The sequence below is a fragment of the Arthrobacter sp. NPDC093139 genome (assembly GCF_044754165.1).
Classification (GTDB): Bacteria; Actinomycetota; Actinomycetes; order Actinomycetales; family Micrococcaceae; genus Arthrobacter.
In genome coordinates this window covers 13,416-40,031 of the sequence record NZ_JBIVOO010000001.1, presented here as the reverse complement: position 1 = coordinate 40,031, position 26,616 = coordinate 13,416, and the positions used below count along the sequence as shown (strand labels likewise).

At 65.2% G+C, this 26,616-nt stretch carries 26 protein-coding genes, 2 tRNA genes and 1 other RNA gene; 15 read left to right on the top strand and 14 right to left on the bottom strand.

The genetic code is table 11. From position 1 onward, the window contains the following. Positions 1-12: 12 nt before the first annotated feature. A complete protein-coding gene (locus ACIP90_RS00225) occupies positions 13-1,029 on the bottom strand; it encodes a hypothetical protein (RefSeq protein ID WP_400575715.1) in 1,017 nt (338 codons plus the stop codon). 134 nt (positions 1,030-1,163) lie between these two features. Between ACIP90_RS00225 and pepN the strand changes: the two genes are divergently transcribed. The 4 genes from pepN (at position 1,164) to ACIP90_RS00205 (ending at position 5,504) form a co-directional block, all read left to right on the top strand. Beyond that, on the top strand, positions 1,164-3,716 hold the full coding sequence (gene pepN / locus ACIP90_RS00220; RefSeq protein WP_400575713.1) for an aminopeptidase N: 2,553 nt from the start codon (positions 1,164-1,166) through the stop codon (positions 3,714-3,716). Between the two features lie 22 nt (positions 3,717-3,738). After that, complete coding sequence (locus ACIP90_RS00215; RefSeq protein ID WP_400575711.1) at positions 3,739-4,239, top strand: OsmC family protein; 501 nt, start codon at positions 3,739-3,741, stop codon at positions 4,237-4,239. A 129-nt stretch (positions 4,240-4,368) separates the two neighbouring features. Further along, positions 4,369-5,040, top strand: coding sequence for a mechanosensitive ion channel family protein (locus ACIP90_RS00210; protein WP_400575709.1), 672 nt, complete (start codon positions 4,369-4,371; stop codon positions 5,038-5,040). A 2-nt stretch (positions 5,041-5,042) separates the two neighbouring features. After that, positions 5,043-5,504: a globin gene (locus ACIP90_RS00205; RefSeq protein ID WP_400575707.1), complete on the top strand. Its 462-nt coding sequence runs from the start codon at positions 5,043-5,045 to the stop codon at positions 5,502-5,504. A gap of 50 nt (positions 5,505-5,554) precedes the next feature. Here ACIP90_RS00205 and ACIP90_RS00200 read toward each other — a convergent pair whose 3' ends face one another. After that, positions 5,555-6,217 (bottom strand): hypothetical protein, encoded by a 663-nt coding sequence (locus tag ACIP90_RS00200; protein ID WP_400575705.1) that lies wholly within the window; start codon positions 6,215-6,217, stop codon positions 5,555-5,557. Between the two features lie 62 nt (positions 6,218-6,279). Here ACIP90_RS00200 and ACIP90_RS00195 point away from each other — a divergent pair, with 62 nt between their 5' ends. Further along, positions 6,280-7,251, top strand: coding sequence for an acyl-CoA thioesterase (locus tag ACIP90_RS00195; RefSeq protein WP_400575704.1), 972 nt, complete (start codon positions 6,280-6,282; stop codon positions 7,249-7,251). 74 nt (positions 7,252-7,325) lie between these two features. Here ACIP90_RS00195 and ettA read toward each other — a convergent pair whose 3' ends face one another. Genes ettA through ACIP90_RS00180 form a run of 3 tightly spaced genes read right to left on the bottom strand, consistent with a single transcriptional unit; the run spans position 7,326 to position 10,204 of the window. Continuing rightward, the gene (ettA, locus tag ACIP90_RS00190) at positions 7,326-9,008 is read right to left on the bottom strand and encodes an energy-dependent translational throttle protein EttA (protein WP_400479930.1); all 1,683 of its coding nucleotides are present in this window, start codon (positions 9,006-9,008) and stop codon (positions 7,326-7,328) included. A 46-nt stretch (positions 9,009-9,054) separates the two neighbouring features. Then, positions 9,055-9,573 (bottom strand): DUF6993 domain-containing protein, encoded by a 519-nt coding sequence (locus ACIP90_RS00185; protein WP_400575702.1) that lies wholly within the window; start codon positions 9,571-9,573, stop codon positions 9,055-9,057. 58 nt (positions 9,574-9,631) lie between these two features. Beyond that, positions 9,632-10,204 carry a single-stranded DNA-binding protein gene (locus ACIP90_RS00180; RefSeq protein ID WP_400575700.1) on the bottom strand — a complete coding sequence of 191 codons (573 nt, stop codon included), beginning with the start codon at positions 10,202-10,204 and terminating at the stop codon, positions 9,632-9,634. A 216-nt stretch (positions 10,205-10,420) separates the two neighbouring features. On the opposite strand from ACIP90_RS00180, the gene ACIP90_RS00175 reads away from it, so the two are divergent. Next, a tRNA-Arg gene (locus ACIP90_RS00175) sits at positions 10,421-10,493 on the top strand. A 1,443-nt stretch (positions 10,494-11,936) separates the two neighbouring features. Beyond that, positions 11,937-12,407, top strand: coding sequence for a lipopolysaccharide assembly LapA domain-containing protein (locus ACIP90_RS00170; RefSeq protein ID WP_400575699.1), 471 nt, complete (start codon positions 11,937-11,939; stop codon positions 12,405-12,407). Between the two features lie 58 nt (positions 12,408-12,465). On the opposite strand, the gene ACIP90_RS00165 is transcribed toward ACIP90_RS00170, so the two are convergent. Next, positions 12,466-12,897 (bottom strand): SRPBCC domain-containing protein, encoded by a 432-nt coding sequence (locus ACIP90_RS00165; RefSeq protein ID WP_400575698.1) that lies wholly within the window; start codon positions 12,895-12,897, stop codon positions 12,466-12,468. A 127-nt stretch (positions 12,898-13,024) separates the two neighbouring features. Next, positions 13,025-13,792 carry a type I methionyl aminopeptidase gene (gene map, locus ACIP90_RS00160; protein WP_400575696.1) on the bottom strand — a complete coding sequence of 256 codons (768 nt, stop codon included), beginning with the start codon at positions 13,790-13,792 and terminating at the stop codon, positions 13,025-13,027. 192 nt (positions 13,793-13,984) lie between these two features. Here map and ACIP90_RS00155 point away from each other — a divergent pair, with 192 nt between their 5' ends. Continuing rightward, positions 13,985-14,671 carry a DNA alkylation repair protein gene (locus tag ACIP90_RS00155; RefSeq protein WP_400575694.1) on the top strand — a complete coding sequence of 229 codons (687 nt, stop codon included), beginning with the start codon at positions 13,985-13,987 and terminating at the stop codon, positions 14,669-14,671. Here the strand turns inward: ACIP90_RS00155 and mptB are convergent. Next, positions 14,664-16,220, bottom strand: coding sequence for a polyprenol phosphomannose-dependent alpha 1,6 mannosyltransferase MptB (gene mptB, locus ACIP90_RS00150; protein WP_400575693.1), 1,557 nt, complete (start codon positions 16,218-16,220; stop codon positions 14,664-14,666). The genes ACIP90_RS00155 and mptB overlap by 8 nt on opposite strands. Before the next feature lie 156 nt (positions 16,221-16,376). Between mptB and orn the strand changes: the two genes are divergently transcribed. The 3 genes from orn (at position 16,377) to def (ending at position 18,014) form a co-directional block, all read left to right on the top strand. Further along, entirely contained in the window at positions 16,377-17,087 is a 711-nt protein-coding gene (gene orn / locus ACIP90_RS00145; protein ID WP_400575691.1) for an oligoribonuclease, read from the top strand. Between the two features lie 137 nt (positions 17,088-17,224). Next, a tRNA-His gene (locus tag ACIP90_RS00140) sits at positions 17,225-17,297 on the top strand. A 144-nt stretch (positions 17,298-17,441) separates the two neighbouring features. Then, entirely contained in the window at positions 17,442-18,014 is a 573-nt protein-coding gene (def, locus tag ACIP90_RS00135; RefSeq protein ID WP_400575689.1) for a peptide deformylase, read from the top strand. 31 nt (positions 18,015-18,045) lie between these two features. Here the strand turns inward: def and ACIP90_RS00130 are convergent, their stop codons facing one another. The 4 genes from ACIP90_RS00130 to rnpB all read right to left on the bottom strand — a co-directional run bounded on the left by ACIP90_RS00130 (position 18,046) and on the right by rnpB (position 21,471). Then, entirely contained in the window at positions 18,046-18,843 is a 798-nt protein-coding gene (locus ACIP90_RS00130; RefSeq protein WP_400576745.1) for an HNH endonuclease family protein, read from the bottom strand. 121 nt (positions 18,844-18,964) lie between these two features. Continuing rightward, positions 18,965-19,186, bottom strand: a complete 222-nt coding sequence (locus tag ACIP90_RS00125) for a hypothetical protein (RefSeq protein WP_400575687.1) — start codon at positions 19,184-19,186, stop codon at positions 18,965-18,967. Positions 19,187-19,293: 107 nt separating this feature from the next. Beyond that, positions 19,294-20,787: a glyceraldehyde-3-phosphate dehydrogenase gene (locus ACIP90_RS00120; protein WP_400575685.1), complete on the bottom strand. Its 1,494-nt coding sequence runs from the start codon at positions 20,785-20,787 to the stop codon at positions 19,294-19,296. A gap of 292 nt (positions 20,788-21,079) precedes the next feature. Further along, an RNA gene (gene rnpB / locus ACIP90_RS00115) (RNase P RNA component class A) lies at positions 21,080-21,471 on the bottom strand. Positions 21,472-21,557: 86 nt separating this feature from the next. Here rnpB and ACIP90_RS00110 point away from each other — a divergent pair. Next, a complete protein-coding gene (locus ACIP90_RS00110) occupies positions 21,558-22,415 on the top strand; it encodes an alpha/beta hydrolase (RefSeq protein ID WP_400575684.1) in 858 nt (285 codons plus the stop codon). Positions 22,416-22,465: 50 nt separating this feature from the next. Then, a complete protein-coding gene (locus ACIP90_RS00105) occupies positions 22,466-23,230 on the top strand; it encodes a YaaA family protein (RefSeq protein ID WP_400575682.1) in 765 nt (254 codons plus the stop codon). Positions 23,231-23,258: 28 nt separating this feature from the next. Here the strand turns inward: ACIP90_RS00105 and ACIP90_RS00100 are convergent, their stop codons facing one another. After that, complete coding sequence (locus ACIP90_RS00100; RefSeq protein ID WP_400575680.1) at positions 23,259-23,996, bottom strand: zinc ribbon domain-containing protein; 738 nt, start codon at positions 23,994-23,996, stop codon at positions 23,259-23,261. A gap of 62 nt (positions 23,997-24,058) precedes the next feature. Next, a complete protein-coding gene (locus ACIP90_RS00095) occupies positions 24,059-24,976 on the bottom strand; it encodes a Nif3-like dinuclear metal center hexameric protein (RefSeq protein WP_400576742.1) in 918 nt (305 codons plus the stop codon). Positions 24,977-25,076: 100 nt separating this feature from the next. Here ACIP90_RS00095 and msrA point away from each other — a divergent pair, with 100 nt between their 5' ends. Together msrA and cysK are read left to right on the top strand one after the other, a co-directional pair. Next, a complete protein-coding gene (msrA, locus tag ACIP90_RS00090; protein WP_400575679.1) occupies positions 25,077-25,601 on the top strand; it encodes a peptide-methionine (S)-S-oxide reductase MsrA in 525 nt (174 codons plus the stop codon). A 65-nt stretch (positions 25,602-25,666) separates the two neighbouring features. Further along, positions 25,667-26,602, top strand: a complete 936-nt coding sequence (gene cysK, locus ACIP90_RS00085) for a cysteine synthase A (protein WP_400575677.1) — start codon at positions 25,667-25,669, stop codon at positions 26,600-26,602. Positions 26,603-26,616 lie beyond the last annotated feature (14 nt).

The window sequence follows — 26,616 nt, the reverse complement described above, 5'->3', positions numbered from 1 at the left end:
ATGACGCGCGGGTTACGCGTCTGTGTCCCCCTGGAGCGGCGGACGGCCTTCCCGCCGTGCCCGCGCGGCAACGCGCGTCAGCAGGTCGGCCAGGCGTGCCGCAGCGTCGGGGTTCCCGCCGCTGACCGCGAGCCGGTGGCCGTCGGTTTTCCGCACGACGACGGCGGGTCCGCTGCTCACAAGCACGGCTGCGGTTCCGCCGTGGTTGCGGTAGCCCCAGCCGCCATAGTCAGCGGCGCGGACATCCGCCGGAGCGGCAGCGGAGATGGCCTCGGCGGGGACATCCACCACGCGCAGTATCCCGGCAACGAAAACCCGCAGCCCGCTGCGGTCCGCCGTGACCCGGGCGAAGAGAAAGGCAGCGCCGACGATGGCCGCGGCAACCAGCAGGACCCCGAGCCAGGGAACGGCGATGGAAATGAGGGAGGCCGGAAACAGGCTGGCGACGCCGATCATGACGAAGACCGAGCTGCGGGCGTGGACCCACATCCTGATCGAGTCAGTGGCCAGTTCGGGGTCAAGTTCCAGCTCCAGGGCCCGCTGCAGCGCCTGGTCGTCCTCCGGAGTCCACTGCTGGTCCGCCTTGAAGACGAAACCCATGATGACGCCGAGCGAGAGGGCGGCGCCGCTGCCCGTGGCCAGAACGATCAGGTCCACATGGGAGTCCCGGGCATCGGCCACCCCCGCCTGCCCCACAAGGCCCGCGGCCAGCACGGTGGTCACAAACAGGCTTACCGTCAGGCCGGCACCCATCATGATGCGGCGCATCACCGTGGGCCTGGAAAGGGGCACGGCCTGCAGCAGCACCAGCCAGCCGGCGGCGACGATCAGGGCAGCCCCGGCGCTTACGTAGGCGGCAAACGGCGCAAAGCTGGCGCCGCCGCCGTCGTCCCAGCGAACCGCCAGGGGGTCCGGCAGGTCAGGCTGCAGCAACATGGCGCTGAGGGCGAAGGCTGCAGCGAGCAGTACGGGAAACCCGATTGCGAAGCGCAGCGCCTTGGTGTCCACCGAATCGAGGAACTTTCCCATGCCTTAACGCTACCCCTGCGACGCCGCCGGGGGGACCGGAGAGGTGATCCACGCAACTTGCCAAAGACCCGCTGAATGAAACAATGACTTCACAGTAATACCCACCACTCTCTGGAGGCACAACCTTGCCAGGTATGAACTTGACGCGCGCCGAAGCCCGCGAACGCGCCGCACTGATCTCCGTCGATTCCTACGACGTCAGCCTGGACCTGACCAGGGGCGAGAAAGTCTTCGGTGCCACCACCACCGTTAAGTTCAGCGCCGCGCCCGGGTCCTCCAGCTTCATCGACGCCGTAACCGACGCCGTACACAGCGTGACGCTCAACGGCCGGGAACTGAACCCGGCGGAGGTCTCCGACGGTGTCCGCATCCAGTTGCCGGACCTGGCAGGCCAGAACGAACTCACCGTGGTGGCGGACACGCCGTACATGAACACGGGCGAGGGGCTGCACCGTTTCGTTGATCCGGTGGACGGCGAGGTGTACCTGTACACGCAGTTCGAGGTGCCGGACTCCCGCCGCATGTTTGCCGTCTTCGAGCAGCCGGACCTCAAGGCCACGTTCAAGTTCACCGTCACGGCGCCGTCGCACTGGGATGTCGTCTCCAACTCCCCCACACCGGCGCCTGTGGCAACGTCCCCGGGAGCTGACGGCCGCGCCCGTTCCGTCTGGGAGTTTGCGCCGACGCCGAGGCTCTCTTCCTACGTCACCGCCCTGATTGCGGGCCCCTACCAGTCGGTGCGCAGCGACGTTACCGGCTCGGACGGACGCGTCATTCCTCTGGGCGTGTTCGCCCGGAAGTCCCTGATGCAGTACCTGGACGCCGACAACATTTTTGAACTCACCCGCCAGGGATTCGAGTTCTTCGAGGCGCAGTTCGGCTGCCCGTATCCCTTTGAAAAGTACGACCAGCTGTTCGTGCCCGAATTCAATGCCGGCGCCATGGAAAACGCCGGGGCAGTGACCATCTTGGAGGGCTATGTCTTCCGCGGCAAGGTCCCGGAGGCCCAGGTGGAACGGCGCGCCATCACCGTGCTGCACGAGCTGGCGCACATGTGGTTCGGCGACCTCGTGACCATGCGCTGGTGGAACGACCTCTGGCTGAATGAATCCTTCGCCGAATACATGTCCCACCTCGCCGCCGTGGAAAACACCAAATTCCAGAGTGCCTGGACCACGTTCGCCTCGGTCGAAAAGTCCTGGGCCTACCGCCAGGACCAGCTGCCCACCACGCACCCCATCTTCGCCGAGATCAACGACCTTCAGGATGTGGAGGTCAACTTCGACGGCATCACCTACGCCAAGGGCGCGTCCGTGCTGCGCCAGCTCGTGGCGTGGGTGGGGCCGGAGCAGTTCATGGCCGGCGTCCGTGAGTACTTCGCCAAGCACGCGTGGAGCAACACCGAGCTGGGCGACCTCATGATCGAACTGGAAAAGGCCAGCGGGCGTGACCTGGACCAGTGGGGACGCCTCTGGCTGGAAACGGCCGGGGTGAACACCCTGCAGCCCGAACTGGCGGTGGACGGGGACGGCACGATCACCGGTTTCGGCATTCGGCAGTCGGCCGTCCCCGAGCAGCCGACCCTGCGCCCGCACCGCCTCGCCGTCGGGTTCTACGACGTAACGGACGAGGGAAAGCTGGAGCGGACACACCGTGAGGAGCTCGACGTCGACGGGGAGCACACGGACGTTCCGGCCTTGGTGGGACTGCGCCAGCCTGACCTGGTCCTCCTCAACGACGATGACCTCGCGTACGCCAAGGTCCGGCTGGATGAGAGGTCGCTGGCCACGGCCAAGGCCCATCTGAAGGACTTCAGGGAGAGCCTGCCCCGCACGCTGGTGTGGGGATCAGCCTGGGACGCCGCCCGCGACGGCGAGACCCCGGCCCGCGGCTACGTGGACCTGATCCTGGCCAACATCGCCGCCGAAAGCGATTCCTCGGTGATCCTGGTCCAGCTGCGGCAGCTGGCCACGACCCTGACCTTCTACGTTGCAGAGGAACACCGTGAAGCCACGACTGTGGCGGCGGGCGACCGGCTGTGGGACCTCGCCTCGGCCGTGCCCGGCGGCTCAGATGCGCAGTTGCAGTTCATCAAGTCCTATGCTCTGCTGGCCCGGAGCGGGCAGCAGCTGGACAACGTGGCCGGGCTGCTGGACGGCTCCCTCACGCTGGGCGGCCTGACGGTGGACCAGGACCTGCGCTGGGAACTTGTGGCCTCTCTCGTGGTGGGCGGACGGATGGGCCAGGAGCAGATCGACGCCGAACTGGCTCGGGACAACACCTCCAGCGGGCAGAATGCGGCCGCCCTGGCGCAAGCGGCCATCCCCACGCCGGAGGCCAAAGCCGCCGCGTGGGAGTCGATCGTCGTGAAGGGCGAGCTGTCCAACGCCATTCAAGCATCGGTCGTCGCCGGATTCACGCGTGTGCTGGACACCCGGCTGCTGGAGCCGTACTCGGAGAAGTACTTCGAGGCGGTTCCCGGAATCGTTGCAGAGCGGACCCACGCGCTTGCCCAGCAGATCGTCGTCGGACTTTACCCCGCGCAGCTGACCAGCCAGGAGACTGTGGACCGGACAGATGCCTTCCTGGCGGCGCTCCCGGATGAAAGTGCGGCGCTGCGCCGCATGATGCTGGAGAACCGCGACGGCGTGGCCCGTGCCCTGCGGGCACGCGCAGCGGACGTCTAGGAACGGCGTCTAAACTGGCGGCATGGCCCTCGACCAGCATCATTATTCGCTGACTGTCCGCTGGACCGGCAACCGCGGCAGCGGAACGTCCTCGTATCGGGAATACTCCCGGGACCACGACGTCGAAATTCCGGGGCTGCCGGTCCTCAAAGGCTCGGCCGATCCGACGTTCCACGGCGACCGGTCGCGGTACAACCCGGAGCAGCTCCTGCTCACGGCTCTGGCGCAGTGCCACATGCTGTCCTTCCTGCATGTGGCGGTGCGGCACCGAGTCGTTGTCCTGTCCTATGAGGACCACGCCAGCGGACTGATGCGCCTCAACCGTGACGGCAGCGGCCAGTTCGAAACCGTGACCCTCCGCCCCCACGTGACGGTGGCCGACCCGGTCCACGTCGCGCTTGCCGAGCAGATGCACCGCGAGGCCAATGCGGTGTGTTTCATCGCCCGCAGCGTAAATTTCCCCGTGGTGCACGTTCCCGTTACCACAACAGCTGAAGGCGAACCACCGGCTCAGTCCGGCTAGGCTTAATAGGGAACATCCCAGCCGCCGCGGCAACGCCGGCGGAACCGCCGGCCGCGCCGGACAGCAACTGGCTGGAAAGTAACTGGCCGGACAGCAACTGGCCGGAAAGTACAAGGAGCATCCCTACTGATGTACAGCATGTTTACAACGCCTACGGCGTCGCTTGAGCCCGCGGGGTTAAACGTCCCCGGAATAGCGATCAGCCTCGGGGCAGGCATTCTCCTGTGGCTGTTGGCAACCTACCTGATCTCCCGGATCACCAAGCGGGTTGCCACCGGAACAACACTGTTCAAGAAGCCCCACTTCCGGTGGGTCGCCCCCGCTCTGCGTGCCCTGGACCATGAACGCCGTGTCCAGCGGGCCAGGACCATCGGCTCGCTGCTGAACAGCCTGGTGGGTGTGGTCCTCGCCGTCATTACCAGCATCTACGTGCTGAAGAACCTGGACGTGGACGTCGCGCCGCTGCTGACCAGCGTCGGTATCCTCGGTATCGCCATCGGTTTCGGTGCCCAGCAGCTCATCCGCGACTTCCTTGCCGGCATCTTCATCACCATCGAGGACCAGTACGGCATCGGGGACATCATCGAGACCAGCGAAGTGGTTGGCGTGGTGGAATCCATCGGGCTCAGGATCACCCGGGTCAGGGACGAAAACGGGGCAATCTGGTACCTGCGGAACGGCGAAATCCTCCGCGTGGGCAACCGGTCGCAGGGCAATTACGTGCCGCCGGCAGAGGAGCCGGAGGCCGGGCCGCTTGAGGCCGAGGCCCAGCACGGACCGCAGCAGAAGGCAGGAGAGTAGCCATGACCCTCCCGACACCTTCGGAACCCAACGCGCCCCGGCAGCTGATGCGCAATGATCCATTCAGCCAGCCGGGCTACACGGACAACTTCTATGACGCCGTGGGCGGCCACGAGACGTTCGTGAAGCTGATCGATGTGTTTTACGACGGCGTGGCTACCGACCCGCTGCTGCGGCCCATGTACCCGGAAGAGGACCTGGAGCCAGCCAAGCGGCGGTTCCTGATGTTCCTCGAACAGTACTGGGGCGGACCCACCACCTACGGCGAGGAGCGCGGCCATCCCCGACTGCGCATGCGCCACATGCCGTTCCAGGTGACGCCTGAGGCGAAGGACCGCTGGCTGCACCACATGCGCGCGGCCGTGGACTCGCTGGAACTGCCGCCGCTGTACGAGGGCACCCTGTGGGACTACATGGAGCGGGCTGCGCTATCCATGGTCAACAGCCCGTCCTCGGGGGCCTAGGTTCCCGCCGGATTCCGCCGATTCCGCTGAGGGCCTGAGCCAGGTCCCCGCTAGAGCAGGCCGGCACCTGTCCTGGCCAGGACGTGCCCGCGGCTGCCGCTGAGGCGGAACCAGCGCCCTGCCCGGAAGAGCTGCTGGTCACCGCTGCCGAGGAAGCCGAGCGTGAGGGCGGCAAACGCCGCGCCTGCCGGAAGCCCCGAGCGCCCCTCCAGTTCGCGGCCCCAGACCGCCGCGCGGGCGTTGTTGACGATGTGGGCGCCGGGATTGTCCGGCATGATTCCCGCGACCTCGGTGATCCCGGCCTCGGCGGCCTCGCGCAGCTCGGAGTCCGGAACGGAACCGATCAGCTCCCAGCCTCCCCGCGGCGCTCCCACGCCGGCCCAGGATTCAGTGACGGTCGACGGCGGGACCGGCAGCTCGGCGTCGTTCTCCCCCGCGCGGGCGAGCCGGTCGAGGACGGCCGCCAGCGGCACGGTCACGTCCGTGGTGGACGGCTCCGCGAGGCCCATCGTCCGCAGGCCGAGGATCGTTGGCGTGGACTCCCCCAGGATCCTGGGCCGGAGCACGCAGACATACGCGGCCAGGACCGGACCCGCGGCCTGGAGGCGGATGGCGCCGTCGTCGACGGCCTTGGCACGGGTGACGTAGGTGCGGAGATCCGCTAGATCGCGGGGATCCGCGAAGCGGAAGGACTGGGTGAGGAGATCAGACACATCTAAAACACTACCGGCTGGGCTCGGTTGAGCGCTGCCGGGGCGACGTCTAGAGTCAAACCATGACTGAAGCGGACGCCGGATTGCAGGAACTGCCCACGAACGATCCCACAACTTCCCTGATCGAACTGCTGGACCTCGGCGAGCTTGAGGGTGCCCGCACCGATGAGGACATCTTCATGGGCCCTTCCCAACGGCAGCCGCACCAGCGGGTCTTTGGCGGCCAGGTGCTGGCGCAGTCCCTGATCGCCGGAATGCGCACCGTGGACGCGGAGCGGACGGTGCATTCCATGCACGGTTACTTCCTCCGGCCCGGCGACGCAGACAAGCCCATCACCTTCGGGGTGCAGCGGCTGCGGGACGGGCGCTCGTTCTCGGCACGCCGGGTGCATGCGTACCAGGAAGGAAAGCCGATCCTGTCCATGATCGCCTCGTTCCAGGCCGGGGACGAGGGCATCGAACACCAGTCCGAGATGCCGGCCGGAATCCCTGATCCTGAGTCACTCCCCAGCACAGCCGACCTGCTGGGGAAGTATGACCATCCAGTCGCTCGGCACTGGGCGTATGAGCGGCCGTTCGACATCCGGCACGTGGATCCGGCCCTCTATGTGGCAGCCACGGGCAAGAAGGAAGCCCGGAATGCCGTCTGGATGAAGACGTTCAGCCGCATGCCGGACAACGCCAACACCCACCGGGCGGCTTTGGCCTATGCGAGCGACTACACGCTGCTGGAGTCGATCCTCCGCAAGCACGGGCTGAGCTGGATCACACCGGGAATGAGCGTGGCCAGCCTGGACCACGCCATGTGGTGGCACCGGCCTGTCCGGGTTGACGAGTGGCTGCTCTATGTCCAGGAATCGCCCAGCGCCCAGGGTGCCCGGGGACTGGCCACGGGGAAGATCTTCAACCGCGACGGCCTGCACGTGGCGTCGGTGGCCCAGGAAGGAATGGTCCGTGTGCCGACGGACCTGAAGAGCAAGGTTGCGGGGGCGTTCCAGTCCAAAGTCCTCCAGCACCAGATGCGAAAGGGCTGACCGGGCTATCCGTTCACTCCTGTCCGGGCATGCGAAGGGCCGGTTCCTTGGGAACCGGCCCTTGCAGTTGGTGCTTAGTCGCGGGTGAGGCGGCGGTGGGTGACGCGGTGCGGCTTCGCGGCGTCGGGGCCCAGCCGCTCCACCTTGTTCTCCTCGTAGGATTCGAAGTTGCCCTCGAACCAGTACCACTTCGAGGGGTTCTCGTCATCGCCTTCATAGGCCAGGATGTGGGTGGCCACCCGGTCCAGGAACCAGCGGTCGTGTGAAACCACCACGGCGCAGCCCGGGAATTCGAGCAGGGCGTTTTCGAGGCTGCTGAGGGTTTCGACGTCGAGGTCGTTGGTGGGTTCGTCGAGGAGCAGCAGGTTGCCGCCCTGCTTGAGGGTCAGTGCGAGGTTCAGGCGGTTGCGTTCACCACCGGAAAGCACACCGGCCTTTTTCTGCTGGTCCGGGCCCTTGAAGCCGAACGCGGCAACGTAGGCGCGGGACGGCATTTCGACGTGGCCGACCTGGATGAAGTCCAGACCGTCGGAGACAACCTCCCACAGCGTCTTGTTGGGGTCGATGCCGCCGCGGCTCTGATCGGCGTAGGAGATCTTGACGGAGTCACCGATCTTCAGTTCGCCGCCGTCGAGCGGCTCGAGGCCGACGATGGTCTTGAACAACGTGGACTTGCCGACGCCGTTCGGGCCGATGACGCCGACAATGCCGTTGCGGGGCAGGGAGAAGGACAGCCCGTCGATCAGGACACGGTCATCGAAGCCCTTCTGCAGGTTCTTGGCCTCCAGGACCAGTCCGCCCAGGCGCGGTCCCGGCGGGATCTGGATTTCCTCGAAGTCCAGCTTCCGGGTCCGGTCAGCCTCCGCCGCCATTTCCTCGTAGCGGGCCAGGCGGGCCTTGGACTTGGTCTGGCGGCCCTTGGCGTTGGAGCGCACCCATTCCAGTTCCTCGGACAGGCGCTTGGCCTGCTTGGCGTCCTTCTTGCCCTGGATTTCCAGACGGGCACGCTTCTTCTCCAGGTACGTGGAGTAGTTGCCCTCATACGGGTAGAGGTGCCCGCGGTCCACTTCGGCGATCCATTCAGCGACGTGGTCCAGGAAGTACCGGTCGTGGGTGACGGCCAGGACGGCGCCGGCGTAGGTGGAGAGGTGCTGTTCCAGCCACAGCACGCTCTCGGCGTCGAGGTGGTTGGTGGGCTCGTCGAGGAGCAGGAGGTCCGGCTTCTGCAGCAGCAGCTTGCAGAGCGCCACACGCCGGCGCTCACCGCCGGAGAGCAGGGTGACATCGGCATCGGCAGGCGGGCAGCGGAGCGCATCCATCGCCTGTTCGAGCTGGGAATCGAGATCCCAGGCGTCGGCGGCGTCAATGGCTTCCTGCAGATGGCCCATTTCCTCCAGCAGCGCGTCATAGTCGGCGTCGGGGCTGGCCATCTCCTCGGAGATTTCGTTAAAGCGCTGGATCTTGCCGTAGATCTCGCCAACACCTTCTTGGACGTTGCCCAGGACGGTCTTTTCCTCGTTCAGCGGCGGCTCCTGAAGCAGGATGCCCACGGTATATCCGGGGCTCAGCCGCGCCTCGCCGTTGGAGGGCGTGTCCAGGCCTGCCATGATCTTGAGGATGGTGGACTTACCGGCACCGTTGGGGCCAACGACACCGATCTTGGCGCCCGGGAAGAACGACATGCTGACGTCGTCGAGAATGAGTTTTTCGCCAACAGCCTTACGGGCCTTGGTCATTGTGTAGATAAATTCCGCCATGGTTCCAAATCTAGTGGGTTGACGGGCATAACTCACATTCGGAGTGTCAGGCAGGAGCTCCCACGAAGCACTTGCCGCTCGCGAGGACCGGCAGCACTGTCACGGTCACTTTGCCGTTGCGGATCTGGCCTATGACGCATTCCCTGCCCTGGACCGAGGCCGCCTCGATGGAATCCACGTCCAGGCCGGTGGGCGTGCGGTCGGCTGACACCTCGAGGGTGGCGGCAGGAACACCAGCGGCGGCGAGTGCCTGCCTGATCTGCGCGGTGCCGGGTTTTGGGGCAGCGGCGGCCACAGCTCCCAACGTATCTGTCATGATCTTCTGCAGTTTCGCGGTGGCGCTGCCGGGTCCTGTCCCCGAGGCTGCCGTCGGCCGGGGAGACGGCGAACCGGACGCTACAGAACCTGCTGTTGCCGCCGGCGTGGCGGCGGAGTCGGGGCCGGACACGGCGGTGCACGCGGACAGCGACCACAGCACCAGCCCGGCGACCGCGATCCTGGCCGGCATCCCGGCCAGGGATTCCCGAATTGCAGTGGCCGGTTGGAGCGCGTTGGGTCTTGTCACGGTGCCATTCTGCCATGCGGCACCGCGGGGGAACGGTGCCGCATGACCCCGGCGGCGGTCAGGCCGCCGCCCCGGTGAGCTCGCCCGTTTCGGAATCGAGCTGAAGGGTATCTCCTGAAGCATCGTCGATAAACACGGCGGACTCCGCGGCATCGTTGTCCTCGTCGTCTTCCTCCCCTTCCCCGGCAGGGCCGCTCCGGCCTGACGTGTCGGCGTCAGAGCCGTGCCCGCCGGTGACTTCATCAGCAGCAGCCGCGGCGGACTGGGGAGCATTGCCTGCCGTCCGCGTGAAGTTGGCCGAACCCCACATGAGGTCGTGCCCCACGGATTCTGCATCTATCTCCGCCGAATGGTAGGTCCGGCCGTCCTTTTCCCAGCTGCGCATCTTCAGCCGGCCAACGATGATGACCCGCTGGCCTTTCTTGATGCTGCACCCCATGTTTCCTGCCAGCTGCCGGTAGCCCTGCACTGTAAACCAGTTGGTGTTGCCATCCACCCAGGTGCTGTTTGCCCGGTCGTACCGGCGGTCCGTCGACCCAAGGCGGAAGGAAGCCGTTGCCACGCCGCCCGGGGTGGTGGAACTCCTGATCTCCGAGGCAACGAAGCCTCGGACAGTAATGTTGTCGGTCATCTTGGTGTCCTGTCTCGATGTGTCTTGCCCTAGCAGGCATTTCCAGCATCAACCGCCCAGGCCGCTCCCGGGAGGGCCGAAGTCGCGTATGTGGATAACCCGGCCGCAGCCTCCTGAAGAATGGCCCCGGCCGAAACGTTCCCGGCCCTGCCACCGTCCGGCCGGAAGGCAATGTAGACTTTTTGAGGCACCCGGGAACTAGCCGGGCACCCACTTGCCTCAGTAGCTCAGGGGATAGAGCAGCGGCCTTCTAATCCGCCGGTCGGGGGTTCGATTCCCTCCTGGGGCACAAGAAAAGCGGTCCTGACGTGCGGAAACGCGTGTCAGGACCGCTTCTTCGTTTGGCCGACCATCAGCCTAAGTTCCCCTGGTAAGGGACGGCGGCCCGCCCGTTTGGGGGTTAGAGCGGGCCACCTACCGAAGCCACAAAAGGCGTGCGTCATTGCGGCATCGCTTGCGCTGGACTATACGCAGCTCAAATCAAGGAATCATCAAGATTCGCCAATAAGGCCAGCCTTGTCCTATACGTGGGTGACGGTTTCGCGCCGAATTTGCCCCCATCCTCCCCCGAGAGTGGGGCGTTTCGTACGCCTGGAACTAAGCTGCCCCCACGGAGCTCTGCCCATGGGCTTGGGCCCCCAATTTCCTTGGCGTTGGGCAAGGCTGTCGCGGATATACGCCAACCGGCGCCGTGAGGGTGTATCTGTGAGCCGAAGTGGGATGGCTTCCGCCTGGCCATTGTGGTCGGATCGGACAGGGTGTCGTTAGGGTCGCTCCAGGGCAAGAACCTGACCCGATACTTCCTGAACGTCTATGCGGAGGCCACGCGTCGGGCTCCGGATTCGATCCTCAGGCGCGGGCAGGACGGGGGGGCACTAACTTAGCCTGGCTGCCGAAGGCAACGTCCGGCGGCTCACGGCGTCAGAGTGGGACATCATCGAATACCACGCTTGCCCGCCCGCGCTGCACTCTATCCGCTGAGGAAAGTGCCTCCCCGGATTCCTGCCGGAGTAGCCGCGTTATCAGCCGTGCGGCTGGCCGAGGTCGAGCAATCAGTTAGCAAAGTTGTTCTCCCCTTGGCCGGGAGCTTTCGACTCTAGTCGTAGGGGGTGACAACGCGGTCGGATTCAAGGACAGTCCACCCGGGCCGTTCGGCCAGAGCCTTCTTCTCGGCTTCCGCCTTGCTGGCTGCCATCCCAAACCATACTGCGGTGCGGTCATGGCCATTTGTAACCACGACCCGCCACCGAAACTTCCTCGCCATACTTCCTAGTCGAACGCGTCCGCTGCCGCTAGTCCACTGGTCTCTCCCGATTCGATCGTAGATTTTCAGCGTAACCATCTCACTCCCATGCCGGCAGTTGATTCCGACAGAGCAGGCGCTACGAATCGGGCTCCGTGAGGATGACATCTAGTGCCTTGTGGAGTGGGTCCGGCAGCGGAAGGACAAGGGGGACGGCTGGTGGAGCGAACATGAGCATGGCCCGTTTGAGTAGCTCTAGACCACCGCTTAGCCAGCGAAAACAACAAATATCGGGCGCCAAGGGCCAGAATCGCCGGAATCTGGTCGTTCCGGCGCTGCCGACACGCTCGGCACTGCAGAATGCAAAGCATGCTTACTAAATGCGGGAAACATGCTTATGATCGAAGTGGGCTCCCGGCTGGTATGGCGCCGGCGCCCCGCATCCGCACCTCGCACTGATGGAGCGAACACCGGAAGGATTCACTCAACATGCCGCAGAGCCGTTCTGATCGTGACCCGTCCGAGCAGCAATCCTCACGCCCTCCGGCGCAGACTCCCGGACCTGCCGCACCACCCCCGCCTTTGGAAGAACCTCGTCCTGCCGCGGAGATAGGGCGGACCCCGCCAGGGACAGACGCCCTGCCGGGCTATGACGGAACCTCCACCCCTGCTGCGGGTATAGAGGAACCAAAACGCCAGGTGACCCGCGCCGGCATGATCTGGGCCGCGGTTGCGTCGGCACTGGTGGTCCTTGTGCTGCTGATCGTTTTCATCCTGCAGAACCAGGAACTGGTTCAGGTGAAGTTCTTCGGGCTGGAAGGTGCTGTGGCCCTTGGCATCGCGCTGTTCATCGCCGCAGTGGGCGGCGGCGTCCTCGTGGCGATGGCCGGCGCTGCGCGGATCATCCAGCTCCGGGCCGCTGAACACCGCCGCCGAGTATCCGCCACGCGCCGGCGTTAGGAACTGAAGTCAACGTCCCAAGACGCGATTTGCCAGGAATCTGAGCCTGCTCGCCCGCTCAGCGCTCCAGATACTCCTTGAGGTTACTAAGCACGAGGTCCCACAGCTTGGCAGATTCCTCGGCTTCGGCGTCGTCCCGGTTATTGCTCTGAACGATGGTGACTCCAGTGCCTTCGGCCCTTGCTGACAGGCGGTACTCCACCGTGTGATAGTTCTCGGGGAGGTCGGGCAGACCGCTCAGCGGACTGTAATGGCTGATGCGAAGGAGCACATTGGGCCTGCACTCCAGAACGGTGCCCTTGTCCTCGTAGGCCTTCCCCTTCCACTCCCCGGTGTATGTCACCGGATCACCTTCGCGCCACGTCGACGTGACGTTGGTGCCCAGAGAGTACTCTTTGACTTCCGCGGGGTCAGTGAGTGCCTTCCAGACTCTTTTCGGCGAGCACGCCACAACAATGGACGAGACGGCGTCCCTCCCCCGGTGATCCATCAGCCTGCCTCCTGAGCGACGATTCCTGCGTCAGCATCACCCTACGCGTTGCGGGAGAGCCCGGGTAAGGGGACGGGTCAACAACAACCGGGGGCGGCCGCCTTGGGGAGCCGTCAGCGGTGCAGCGTCATGGCAGTGTTAGGATGACCGGGCCGTCGGCGGTCACTGCCACCGTGTGCTCGCTGTGCGCCGCGCGGCGGCCGTTCGCGGACCGCAGGGTCCATTCGTCGTCGTCGTGGTAGTAGTCCCCGTCGCCGCCGAGAATGAGCATTGGCTCGATGGCGATCACGAGCCCTTCGGTGAGCTTGAGCCCCCTGCCGGGACGCCCGTCGTTGGGTACAGGCGGCTCGGCGTGCATGGTGCGGCCGATGCCGTGCCCGCCGTGATCGGCCAGCAGCCCGTAGCCGGCACGCCGCGCGGCACCGCCGATGGCATAGGCGAGGTCACCCATCTTGTTTCCGACGCGGGCCGCCTCGATCCCCCGGGCCAGGGCAGCATCCGTCGCAGCGATGAGTTCCTGGTCAACGGGATCGGGCGTGCCCACAATGAAGCTGACCGCGGCATCTCCGCACCAGCCCTCCAGGAAGGCGCCGCAGTCCACGCTGAGCAGGTCCCCGTCCTGCAGCCGGTACCCGTTGGGGATTCCGTGGACGACGGCGTCGTTAACGCTGGTGCAGATGACTCCCGGGAACGGAACCGAAGCCCAGCGCGGCCGGTAGTTGAGAAATGCCGGGGTGGCGCCGGCGTCGGAAATGGAGGCGGCTGCCACATCGTCGAGTTCCTTGAGGGAAACGCCGACGGCGGCAGCTTCGCGGACGGCTTCCAGGGCATTGGCCACCACCCGCCCGGCTTCGCGCATCAGGGCTATCTCGTCGGGGCTCTTGATCATGTTCATCTGATGCCCTCCGGGCTTTAGGCGATTCGGCTGGACGCTGGTGCCGCTGCGGCTGACGGAAGTGCGTGCATCGCATCGGTACCATGCCTACTTTAGGACCCGGCGCGACCCAGAACCACGGGGTACGGCAGGCGCAGGGCATTCATAGCCGCGCCCCCGCCCGCCGACCGCCGCAGCAGCTATCTTGGCTGCATGGTGAACGACGACGTCCTGGCCGCTATCCGCTCCGCGCTGCAGTCCGCCGCCGATCCTCTCCGGGGTGCGGGCGCGCAGGCCTACATGAAGTCCTCAATGCCGTCCCTGGGCGTGCGGGTTCCGGAGGTGCGCCGCACCGTGAAGGCTGCCGCGGCGGCTCACCCCTTTGCGTCCGCCGATGAACTGCGGGCAACAGTCCTCAGCCTATGGCGGGGGGCGGCCTACCGCGAGGAACGCTACGCGGCCATCGACCTTACCGGACTGCGTCTGGTGGCGGCCGATCTGGGAATGCTGCCCGTCTATGCAGAGATTATCCGCAGCGGGGCATCCTGGGACCTCGTGGACGGCGTGGCCCACCGCCTCTGCGCACTGCTCCAGGCGCACCGCCAGGAGGTCACCCCTGTGCTGCTTGGGTGGGCGGAAGATGAGGACTTCTGGTTTCGGCGGGCATCGATCACAGCCCAACTCGCCGCCAAGGCCCACACCGATACGGTGTTGCTTGCCCGTGTCATTGAAGCCAACCTGGCCGACCGGGAGTTTTTCATCAGAAAGGCGATTGGCTGGGCTCTGCGCGAATACGCCAAGACGGACCCGGGCTGGGTGGTCGGTTTCGTGGAACGCCACGGCCAGTCCCTGAGCCCCCTGTCCCGCAGGGAGGCCTTGAAGAACCTGCCCCTCAGATAACGGGCCGTGTGGTCACCGGCTGGTCGGACTTGCTGAACAGGTGCTTTGTCCGTGGGTCCATGAAGATCAGATACAGGGCGAACATCAGGGCGATGATGGCCGCCGCGTTCCTGGCAAGGGCAAGTGCGAGTCCGAGGTCCTCGGACTGCAGGTACGGGAAGACCTCCAGCTGGTCCGAGATGGCGTAGACCATGAAGAAGGACACGATGAAGTAGAGCGCCTTGACCTGCCAGTCATCCCGGATGCCCGTCACGGCAAACAGCGGGATCAGCCAGACGACGTACCAGGACTGGATCATCGGGGCCAGGACGACGACGGCGGCAAAGGCCAGCGTCAGCCGGCGCATGAGGCGGTCGTGGTCACCTTTGAAAATCTGCCAGGCGACGATGCCGACGGCAAGCAGCTTCCCGGCGTCGTAAACCCATTTGGCCAGGCCCCACCCGTCCAGACTGAAGGCATTGGCGATGGACGCCACCACAAGGCCGAGGAGCCCCACCGGGGCGTACCAAATCCAGACGCTGCCCGGGGCTGACAGTCCGTTGATCCAGCCGAACCCGAAGCCGTTCACCATGCTCATGAGGTACAACAAGGCGAAGCTGATTCCTGCCGTAAGGCCCCAAAACACAAATTTCCGCAGCCAGCCGGCCTCCTTGCCCGCCCAAAGCAGCCCGATGAACGGGAGGAAGACCACCGTGATTGGCTTGACGGAGATGGACAGCGTGACGAGCACTATTCCGAGGATCACGCGCCGCGTGGCACTGTAATACAGGCCGGCAAGTGCAAGCCCGATCATGAGGGCGTCGTTGTGGACGCTGGCGATGAAGTTTGTCAGGAACAGGGGGTTCGCTGCGGTGAGCCACAGCGCCCTGTGCGGATTGACCCCGTGGAGTTCAGCGAGCTTGGGGACGTAGATGATGCAGAGCAGCACGCCCACCAGCGCAACAAGGCGGAAGAGCATGATGCACGCCTCGGGGTGGACATTGGTGGACCAGACAACGAACTGCTCGATCCAAAGAAACAACTGCCCGTACGGCACGGGCGCCTCGGTCCACATCTTGTCCGCGCCGAGCTGGAAGTAATTCGACAGCGCGGAAATGCCGTTCTCGTAGGGGTTGAAGCCCTCAACCATGAGCCGGCCCTGCCCAATGTAGGCGTAGACGTCACGGCTGAACAGCGGAACCGTGAACATCATGGGCAGTCCCCACGCCGCCACGGCCTGGAGCGTTGCCTTGCGGGCCGCGGGCCCCCAGACCCTGACACGCTGCCCCAGCCTGAGCCATGCCCGCACCAGCAGCATGCCGCCGATCGCGATCAGCACGATGGAAAGAGCTACCCCGACTGCTTCTGTGCGCATCCAGATGAACAGCGGCATCCGGCGCAGCTCCGACGCCGGTGCGAGCCAGCCCACGCCGAGCGAACCGATCACAAGGAAAACCGAACCGACGAATCCGGAAAGGATGGGCGACCACGGGTTGTCCACCTCCGCCGGAGCCAAGTCCGTGGAAGCGCCGGTGACCTCTTCCTCCGTCTCGGGCACAGGCGACGTCATGTCAGGACTGTCCAATCTTTTGTGGGCGTGCTCCAGTGTCTCCTGCCGGAAATGCCCGGCCAGAAAGGGGCCGCGGCGGCTGGTCACAGCGGCGCCACGTACCCCGAAATCTTAGCACCGGACAGCTCCTCGACCACGAAACGGTAGGCTGATCGGGTGCCTATATCTAACGAACGCATCGTCTGGATCGACTGCGAAATGACCGGTCTCGACACTGTCAACGACGCCCTGATCGAAGTCGCCGCGCTGGTGACCGATTCCGAGCTCAACATCCTCGGGGACGGCGTGGACGTGGTCATCAAGCCCGACGAGTCTGCCCTCGCCCAGATGAACGACTTCGTCCGCGACATGCACACCCGGTCCGGGCTGCTGAAGGAACTCCCGGCCGGGAAGACCCTGGCCGAGGCCGAGGAAGCAGTCATGGACTACATCCGCAAGTGGGTTCCGGATCCGCGCAAGGCGCCGCTCGCCGGCAACTCGGTAGGGACGGACCGGGTCTTCCTCGCCCGCGACATGCCCACTGTGGTGGAGCACCTGCACTACCGGATCATCGACGTGAGCACCATCAAGGAACTGGCCCGGCGCTGGTTCGCCCGGGCATACTTCCAGGCCCCCGCCAAGCTGGGCGGACACCGCGCGCTCGGAGACATCAAGGACTCCATCGACGAGCTCCGTTACTACCGGGAGGCGGTCTTCGTGCCTGCGCCGGGTCCGGACAGCGCCACCTCACTGCAGATCTCGAAGCGGATTTCCGCCGAGCCCTCCGCCGTTGAGCGGCTGATTCAGGAACACTCCGAGCGGCAGGGACTGCCCGGCGAAACTCTGTCCGCACAGGCCGACGCCGGACCCACAGTGCGCGAGCCCTGAAAGTAATCTGCGCCACGTTTGAGGGAAATTTTGCCGAAACAGCCAAAAGTGGCAAAAGCATCCCCGAACAGCAGGTAAACTATTTGACGTTGCCTTTCAAGCCAGCCGGTGAAACCGGAAGGCCGCGGAGGCACATGGTGGGCGTAGCTCAGTTGGCAGAGCGCCTGGTTGTGGTCCAGGAGGTCGCGGGTTCAACCCCCGTCGCTCACCCTCACGAAGGATGGCATTAAGAATGCGGTCCCATCACAAAGGCTGCACCGGTTATCCGGTGCAGCCTTTGTTCGTTTTCGCCGTAGCGGCACTCTCCGGCCTCCGCGGCACTTGCCACTCGAAGCACCAGAGGAATCATCCGACATGACCGTTCTGCCGATCACCATCTGGGGTGAACCCGTCCTGCACCGCCGGGCTGCCGAAGTTGAGGTCTTCGATGACGGGCTCCGCGAGCTGATTGCCGACATGTTTGAAACGAACGACAAGGCGAACGGCGCCGGCCTGGCCGCTCCCCAGATCGGCGTGGGCAAGCGGATCTTCGTCTACAAATACGACAACGAGGACGGCGTCCCGCCGAGCGGCGTGCTGGTCAACCCGGTCCTCACGCTGTCAAAGGTGTCCGGTGCCCTGCCTGATCCGGACGAGGAAGTGGAGGGCTGCCTCTCCTTTCCGGGCTGCCAGTATCCCCTCAAGCGGGCGGAGTGGGCGCGGGTCAAGGGCTTCGACGGCTATGGCCAGCCCGTTGAGTTCGAGGCCACGGGATGGTTCGCCCGGGTGATCCAGCATGAGTATGACCATCTCGACGGAAAGCTCTACGTCAACCGCCTCATCGACCGCTATGCGCGCAAAGCAATGAAGCAGGCCAAGAAAAGCGGCTGGGGCATTCCGGGTCTGACGTGGATGCCCGGCGTGGATCCGGACCCGTTCGGGCACTGAGGCCTGGCACTGACACCGGCTCTGTGCCGCCCTAGCGCGCCACGATGGTGCGTTGCCCGGGACAGGAACTCAGAACACGGCCCATGGCATCCCTTTCGGCCTGGGTCACCCAAAGCCCATAGGCTGCCTTCACGGAGATCTGCCGTGCGACGTAGTGGCAGCGGAGCGCTTTGTTCCCGGGAAGCCAGCTCGCTGCGTCCGACGCGCTCTTCTCCTGGTTCGCGGGACCGTCTGCCGCAATCAGATTAAGCGGATCATTGGCGAGATTCTGTCGCTGCTTCGGGGTGAGCTCCGCGGCTCCCTTTTGCCAGGCATCCCCGAGTGCCACGACATGGTCAATCTGAACGGCCTTGCTGGAGTCGGCACCGCGGGTGAACGTGGTTACCCGGCCTGCATACGGTTCGTGGAAGGTGCCTGACGAGACTTTGCACCGCGAGCCCGTGGAGTAGGCAACGTCGCTGAGGTCGCGGCGGAGGATGTCGTTACGGGTGTCACAGCCGTTGCGGTCGGCGTCGAACCAAGCCTGGCCGAAGGCCGACCGGTCATAGTCGTTTTTGGGTGCCCTGCCCTTAACGGGCAACGAGTCCAGTGCCGATATCGCCGTGCCTTCCGGCACAGGCCGGGGCGGCACCACCGGCTTCATCCAGGTGGCGTCGAAGACGGGGACCTCGTTGGGGCCGGACACTGCCGGTTCAACGGCCAGGAACTGCCCGGCCGTGAAAAACCACGCTATGCCTGCCGCAACCAGGACCGCGAGAAAGGCAAGCACGGCCCATGCCTGGCGGGAGCGCCGGCGGGCACGCCTATACGCGGACCAGCTGAGGGTCATCGCGTGGCGCCCTTCGGGGCGTGGCTTGTGCACACACCACGAGACTAGGGCAGCTCCAGTGCCTCCGGGCAGATGTCCACACTGTTGAGGACCGGTGCCCTGGGGAGGACGGGTTGAGGGACTACTGCTCCCTCATCACCCGGCGGAGATCCTCGTTGGCCAGGTCGAGCAGGCGCTGCAACTGTGCCACCCGCTCTTCGCCGACCTCGCCGGCGGCACGTGCGGCGGCGGCTTGGTCCAGGAGGCGCTGCGCCTCTTTCTGGTTTGCACGCGCTACATCAAGTGCGTGTTCCAGTGTTGTGTCATGTGATGTGTCACGCTGGAGGGTCGAGTCGTGTTCCATGAGAACAGTGTGGTCCCCTTTCCCGGCTGATTCCAGAGAACCAGCCGGGAAGTTGGGAAAGAGGGGCGCCCGCGGCTTTGGGCCGCGGGCTCACCCGAGGGCCGGGGCTAGACGGATCCCGCTGCGGCCAGGACGGGGGCTGCGTCCTTGACGGAGTCCTTGGCGGGGAACGAGGGAGGGTTCACGCCTGCCATTTCCTCCATGACCCGGACAACCTGGCAGCTGTAGCCGAACTCGTTGTCGTACCAGACGTAGAGAACCAGGTTCTTGTCGGTGGAAACAGTGGCCAGACCGTCCACGATCCCGGTGCGGCGGGAGCCGACGAAGTCCGTGGAGACGACCTCCGGGGAGTCGATGTAGTCGATCTGCTTGCGCAGGACCGAGTGCAGCGACATTTCCCGCAGGTAATCGTTGACCTCGTCCTTGGTGGTGCCCTGTTCCAGGGTCAGGTTCAGGATCGCCAGGGAGACATCCGGCGTGGGGACGCGGATGGAGCTGCCGGTGAGCTTGCCCTGCAGTTCCGGGAGCGCCTTGGCCACGGCCTTGGCCGCACCGGTTTCGGTGATCACCATGTTCAGCGCGGCCGAGCGGCCACGGCGGTCGCCCTTGTGGAAGTTGTCGATCAGGTTCTGGTCGTTCGTGAACGAGTGAACGGTCTCCACGTGGCCGTGGATGACGCCGTACTTGTCGTTGATCGCCTTCAGTACCGGCGTGATGGCATTAGTGGTGCACGATGCCGCCGTGACGATCTTGTCCGAATCCAGGATGGTGCCGTGGTTGATGCCGTGAACGATGTTCTTCAGCTCACCCTTGCCCGGAGCCGTCAGCAGCACGCGCCCCACACCCTTGCTCAGCAGGTGCTGGGACAGGCCTTCGCTGTCGCGCCAGCGGCCCGTGTTGTCCACGACCAGGGCATTGGTGATGCCGTACGCCGTGTAGTCAATCGTGGCGGGGTTGTCCGAGTAGATGACCTGGACCTGGACGCCGTTGGCCGTGATGGTGTTCGCTTCCTCGTCCACCTTGATGGTGCCTTCGAAGGAACCGTGGACCGAGTCGCGGCGCAAGAGGCTCGCACGCTTGGAAAGGTCGTTGTGGGAACCGCGCCGCACGACGATGGCGCGCAGGCGCAGGCCGTGGCCGCCGCCGGCCTTTTCGATGAGGAGCCGGGCGACAAGGCGGCCGATCCGGCCAAACCCATAAAGGACGACGTCGGTGCTGGTGCGGTCATCGGCGCCGCGCTTGCCAACGATCTCGGCCAGCTCGGCGCGGAGGAATTCTTCCAAGGTGGCGTCTCCGCCGTCGGACTTGAACTTCTGGTTCAGGCGCGCGATGTCGATCGCGGCGGCACCCAGGTCCAGCTTTGCGAGCGTATCGAGCAGGGGTGCCGTTTCCTCCAGGAGCAGCTCGTCCTTGCTCATCCGGCGTGCGAAGCGGTGCGCCTTGAGGATGTTCATGGTGGACTTGTTGATCAGGCTGCGGCCGTGGATCGAGGTGACCACGTTATTTTCCCGGTACAGCCGGCCGATCACAGGGATCATGGCCTCGGCGAGTGCCTCGCGGCCCATCCACGTATCGAGACAAGAATCTGACGTCTGGCTCACAGAACTACCTTCCTTGGTTCGACCGGCTACGTCCTCGTAACCGGAAGTCGGCCACCCGAAGTATCCAGGGGCGCTGGCACCGGCAGGGTTTCGGTCCGCCCCGGATGCCTTTGACGTTGCAAAGAAAAACCGCCGGTTGCGAACGCAGATCCGGCGGTAGAACTTCTACGTTCAAGGTCTATTCTAGGGCTGGCCACGCGCCGCGGATGACCGGGGGGCACGTGAAATCTCTCACACCGGGCCGGCGCGGTCAGGCACGCCCGGTGCGCGGCAGGAACGGCCGCAGAATAAGTGGATGGGCTGACCGATACGCCGGGTTCTGTGTTCCCGCGCCGTTGCCGGGGCGGGAGTAGCGGCCATCCATCTACGAACGCCGTTGCCGACGCCCTCCAGCGGCCTACCCGGGCACTCGGGCGAGCAGCCCTCAAACGTGCCCTGTCTGGCCTTGCTCCGGGTGGGGTTTACCTAGCCTTCCCGGTCACCCGGGAAGCTGGTGGTCTCTTACACCACCGTTTCACCCTTACCTGCATCGTGCCGCTTTCAAATCGGCGCGAGGCAGGCGGTCTGTTTTCTGTGGCACTGGCCTGCGGGTTACCCCGAGTGGGCGTTACCCACCACCCTGCTCTGCGGAGCCCGGACGTTCCTCGAGCCACTTGCGTGACGCGCGGCCGCCTGGTCAACCCATCCGCAGTCCATTCTACGGTCAGTGCGGGCAGGCCCCGCCACACAGGGCCACTGCCACACATGCGCGCCGAGCCTATGATCGGATCATGGACGCGTCCGAAGTGACCCGCCGCCGCCTGCTTCAGCTGGCAGGGCTGGGCGTTGGCGCCTACGCGGCCAGCGGGTGCACCGCCAGCCATCCGCCGCCCTCCCCGTTGCCCAACCCACCGGTGGGGCCTCCCTCGGTGGCCATGCGCGGCGGTTCCTTTGTTTCGAGGTTCCGGCCTGCGGCAACAACCCACTGGTCCATTGCCACGCCGGTGCTTCCCGGCAGGAGCGGGACGGACTTCCCGCTGGCGCTGTTCCTCCACGGCCTGGGCGGCGACAACGAGGGGATCTTCGATGTGCTCAAAGCCCACGAAGTCCTGAGACGCCACCTCTTTATCGGCGGGGCACCGTTCGCCATTGCGTCGGTGGACGGCGGCGACACCTGGTGGCATCCCAGGGCCGACGGCAGCGACAGCCAGTCAATGCTGGCGGATGAGTTTGTTCCCTTCCTGGGCTCGCAGGGCTACGACCTCGGCCGGATCGGCCTGTTCGGTCTGTCCATGGGCGGATTCGGCGTCCTGCTTCTCGCCTCGCAGGCCCGCCTGCCCGGCATCCGGGCCGTGGCAGCCATGAGCCCGGCAGTCTGGGACCGCTATGACGAGCGAATCGAAGGCGCCTTCGACAGCCCGTCCGATTTTGCGGCCCATAACGTGTTCTCGCTGCGGCCCAGGCTGGCAGCGATACCCAAGCGGGTCGACTGCGGAACCGAGGATGAATTGTTCCCCTGGGTCAAGAAGTATGCCAGCGGCCTCCCCGGAGTAGTGGAGGGCGGCTTCCGGACGGGAGGTCACGATGCGGACTACTGGCGGGCCATCCTGCCTGACGTGGTGTCGTTCCTGGGCAGGCACCTCCGCTGAGCGCGCAGCCGCCGAGGAACAGGGCCGGCGGGCACCGGTAAGATCGTACGGTGCTGATCCTGCTTCCCCCGTCCGAAGGTAAGACCCCTGCCGTCCGCGGCGACGCCATGGACTGGACGTCCCTGAGTTTCCCTGAACTGAACCCCTGCCGGGCCAAGGTGCTCGATGCACTGGGGACGGTGAGCGCGCACGAGGATGCCTTGGCACTGCTGGGCGTCGGAGCGTCGCTGGCGTCCGACGTCGAACGCAACACCCGGCTGCACGCGGAACCGGCGGCACCGGCCCACCAGGTGTATTCAGGCGTCCTGTACGACGCGCTGGGCTACAAGTCGATGACGGCGGCGCAAAAGCGGCGGGCGGACGACGCGGTGCTCGTGATTTCGGCGCTGTGGGGAGCCATCCGTTTCGCCGACTCCGTGCCCGCCTATCGACTGTCGATGTCGACGGCACTGCCCGACGTCGGACGCCTTGCGTCGTTCTGGAAGCCGCAGCTCACGGACGCACTCGCCTCCGCCACGGCCGGGCAGCTGCTGGTGGACTGCCGTTCCAGCACCTATGCCGCGGCGTGGGCTCCCCCGCCGGCGTCAACGGTGACGGTGAATGTCTTCACGGAGGTGAACGGCGTCCGCAAGGTGGTCAGCCACTTCGCGAAGCACACCCGGGGTGAGCTGGCGCGGCATCTGCTGACCCGGGCGGGGAAGGCCCCCGGGACGCCGGCCCAGCTGCACAAGGCCGCCACTGAAAAGTGGAATGCCGAACTCGTCCCGGGGACAGCGCGGAAGGCCCACGCCCTGAACATCATCCTTCCCGGCTAGCTAACGCTGCGGTTGGGCCTTACTGGGCTCAGACCCATTCGGGGGAGCGCACCAGGATGCAGCCGGAGTCCGGGCAGAAGACGATGTCGTCGTCGGCAGCGGCCTTGATATCGGCAAGGTCCCCAGGGCTCAGCTGCATGCCGGACCCTTCGGACGTGCCGTGGAACAGCCGCGCAGCACCCACCCCGCGGCGGGCCAGGGTCTTCTCATAGACAGCCAACATTCCGGCATCCAACCCCGCGGCGAACTCTGCCCGGCGGCCCCGCACCACCGTTTCTTCAGCGGCAATCTCCGCCAGCTGCCCGTCCAGCTCCGCCCGGATCGCGCCGAAGGAACCCTGGATGTCATCGACGATCTTCTGCTGGGCCGCCTGCCGCTCGCGCAGCGAATCCAGCCGCTCCATGACTTCGAGTTCAACGTCTTCGAGGTCTGACCGGCGCTTATTGAGCGAGGCGATGTCCTTCTGCAGGGCCACCAGGTCCTTGGACAGGCCGGTTCCGCTATTCAGCCTCGCTTCGTCGCGTTCGATCCTGCCGGCCACCTGTTCGACGTCAGCCTCGGCGCGCTTTAGCTCCGCCTCTGCGTCATGGACTGCCATCTTTGCTGCACCCAGCTCGCCGTTGGCAATGTTCAGCGCCGCCTGGAGGTCTTCGATGCGGGGGTCTGTTTCAAGGCTGCGGCGGCGGCTGGCCAGTGATTTGAGTTTCGCGTCCAGCCCCTGGAGCTCGAGCAACTTCAACTGTTCCGCCGGTGCTGCCTTGGCCACGATTACCTCCGCTTGATCCCATCCGGCCTGCGCCGGGCACCCCTGCAGGGGCTTTATAGACTCTAGTCCCCGCCGGGAGTCAGAATGAAGTCCCACGGATCGCTGTTGGTGGCGCTGACACGGATGTCGACGACATGGCCCTGGTCAGCAAGGACATTGCCCAGCGCATCTGCAGCAGCCGGAAGCCACAGCCATTCGCTGGCGAAATGGGACACGTCGACAAGATAAGGGCGCCCGTTAACGGCGGCCTCGCGGGCCTCGGAAGCGGAGTGGTGCCGAAGGTCGGCCGTGACATACAGATCGGCGCCGCTGGCCCGGACCTCGTCAAACAGTGAGTCCCCTGCGCCGCCGCAGACCGCGACCCGGCGGACCAGGCCGTCCTTGTCGCCGGAAACCCTGACGCCGCCCGCGACCGAGGGCAGGATCCCAAACACCCTCGCCGCGAAGTCGCCCAGCGTCATTGCCTCGGCAAGATCGCCGACCCTGCCGATGCCTTCCTCCGGAAGACCGTTGGCTGCACGGGTCAGGGGAGACACGTTGTCCAGCCCCAGGGCGTCGGCCAGGACATCGGAGACACCTCCGACGGCGGAATCCCCGTTCGTGTGGACGGTCAGGAGAGCGGTTCCCGACTCGATCAGGCGGTGGACGGCCTTGCCTTTGGGGGTGTTGGCCGCGACTGACGTCACTCCTTTGAGCAGCAACGGGTGGTGCGTGATCAGCAGCTCTGCGCCCCATTCAATGGCTTCCTCGATGACGTCAAGCGTGGGATCCACGGCAAACATGACCCTTGTGATTTCCGCCGACGGGTGCCCGGCAACAAGGCCCACCTCGTCCCACTCCTCGGCGAGCGACTCGGGCCAGAGCTCTTCGACGGCCAGCATGAGCTGTCCGAGCGTCGGCGCCCCTGGCGCCTCCTCGGCAGCTGCCGCGTCCGGAGATTCTGCCGGCTCTGCTGCAACACCACTGTTCACAGGTTCCATACTCATATTTTTACTCTATAGGCGCCGCTGGCCCGTCCCGGGTTCGGACCCGTAGTGTGGCTGGGGGAATCATCGGCGCCCCTCAACCATTGAAGAGGACATGAGAACTTTTGTGCTTGGCGGAGGCTGCTTCTGGTGCCTGGACGCCGTCTACCAGAAAACCATCGGCGTCAGCGCGGTGGTGTCAGGCTACACGGGCGGCCACGAACGCCACCCGGACTACTACTCCGTCTGTTCAGGCACCACGGGTCACGCGGAGGTCGTGGCAGTCACCTTCGACGAGGAGATCATCCCGCCCGAGGTCATCCTGGACATGTTCTTCGCGCTGCACGACCCCACCACGCTGAACCGCCAGGGATACGACGTCGGAACGCAGTACCGCTCGTCCATGTTCTATGAGACGACAGAGGAAAAGATCCTCTTCGAGGAAGCGATCCAACGGAACCAGGCCCTGTGGTCTCGGCCCATCGTGACGGAGGTAAGCCGGCTCCCGGAGTTCTACCGGGCCGAGGAGATCCACCAGGACTATTACGCAAAGTTCCCGGAACAGGGCTACTGCCAGGTCATCATCAACCCGAAACTGGCCAAGGCGCGGAAATATTACTCTGCATGGCTTAATGCTTAGCGGCGGCGCTTACGCCCTCGTTAGGCTGACCACAGTATTCCCTCCTCAAAGATAGGCGTAAGTACATGGCACGGATCTACGACGATGTAACACAGCTTGTAGGCGGCACCCCCCTGGTCAGGCTCAACCGGCTGAGTGAGGGCCTGGGCGCCACCGTGGCCGTGAAGCTCGAGTTCTACAACCCGGCCAACAGCGTGAAGGACCGAATCGGCGTCGCCATCATCGACGCTGCCGAAAAGTCCGGCGCGCTCAAGCCTGGCGGAACCATCGTCGAGGGCACCTCCGGCAACACCGGGATCGCGCTGGCCATGGTGGGCGCGGCACGCGGCTACAAGGTCATCCTCACCATGCCGGAAACCATGTCCACGGAACGCCGTGTCATGCTGCGTGCCTTCGGTGCTGAGATCGTCCTGACCCCGGGTTCCGAGGGCATGCGCGGCGCCGTAGAGAAGGCCCAGGAAATCGTGGCCAATACCGAAAACTCCATCTGGGCACAGCAGTTCGCCAACGAGGCGAACCCGGAGGTCCACCGCAAGACCACCGCCGAGGAAATCTGGGAAGACACCGACGGCAAGGTGGACATCTTTGTCTCCGGCATCGGCACCGGCGGAACCATCACCGGCGTCGGCCAGGTCCTGAAAGAGCGCAAGCCCGGCGTCCAGATCGTTGCTGTGGAGCCCAAGGACTCCCCCATTCTCAACGGCGGCACTCCCGGCCCGCACAAGATCCAGGGCCTGGGCGCCAACTTCATTCCGGAACTGCTCGACACGAACGTGTACGACGAGGTCCTGGACGCCACCCTGGAGGACTCGGTGGCCGTCGCCCGCGACCTGGGCATCAAGGAAGGCATCCTGGGCGGCATTTCCTCGGGTGCCATCGTGTGGGGCGCGCTGGAACTGGCCAAGCGCCCGGAGAACGCCGGCAAGCTGATCGTGGCCGTCGTGTGCGACTTCGGCGAGCGTTACATCTCCACCGTTCTCTATGACGACATCCGGGGCTAAGCCTTACCCTGCCC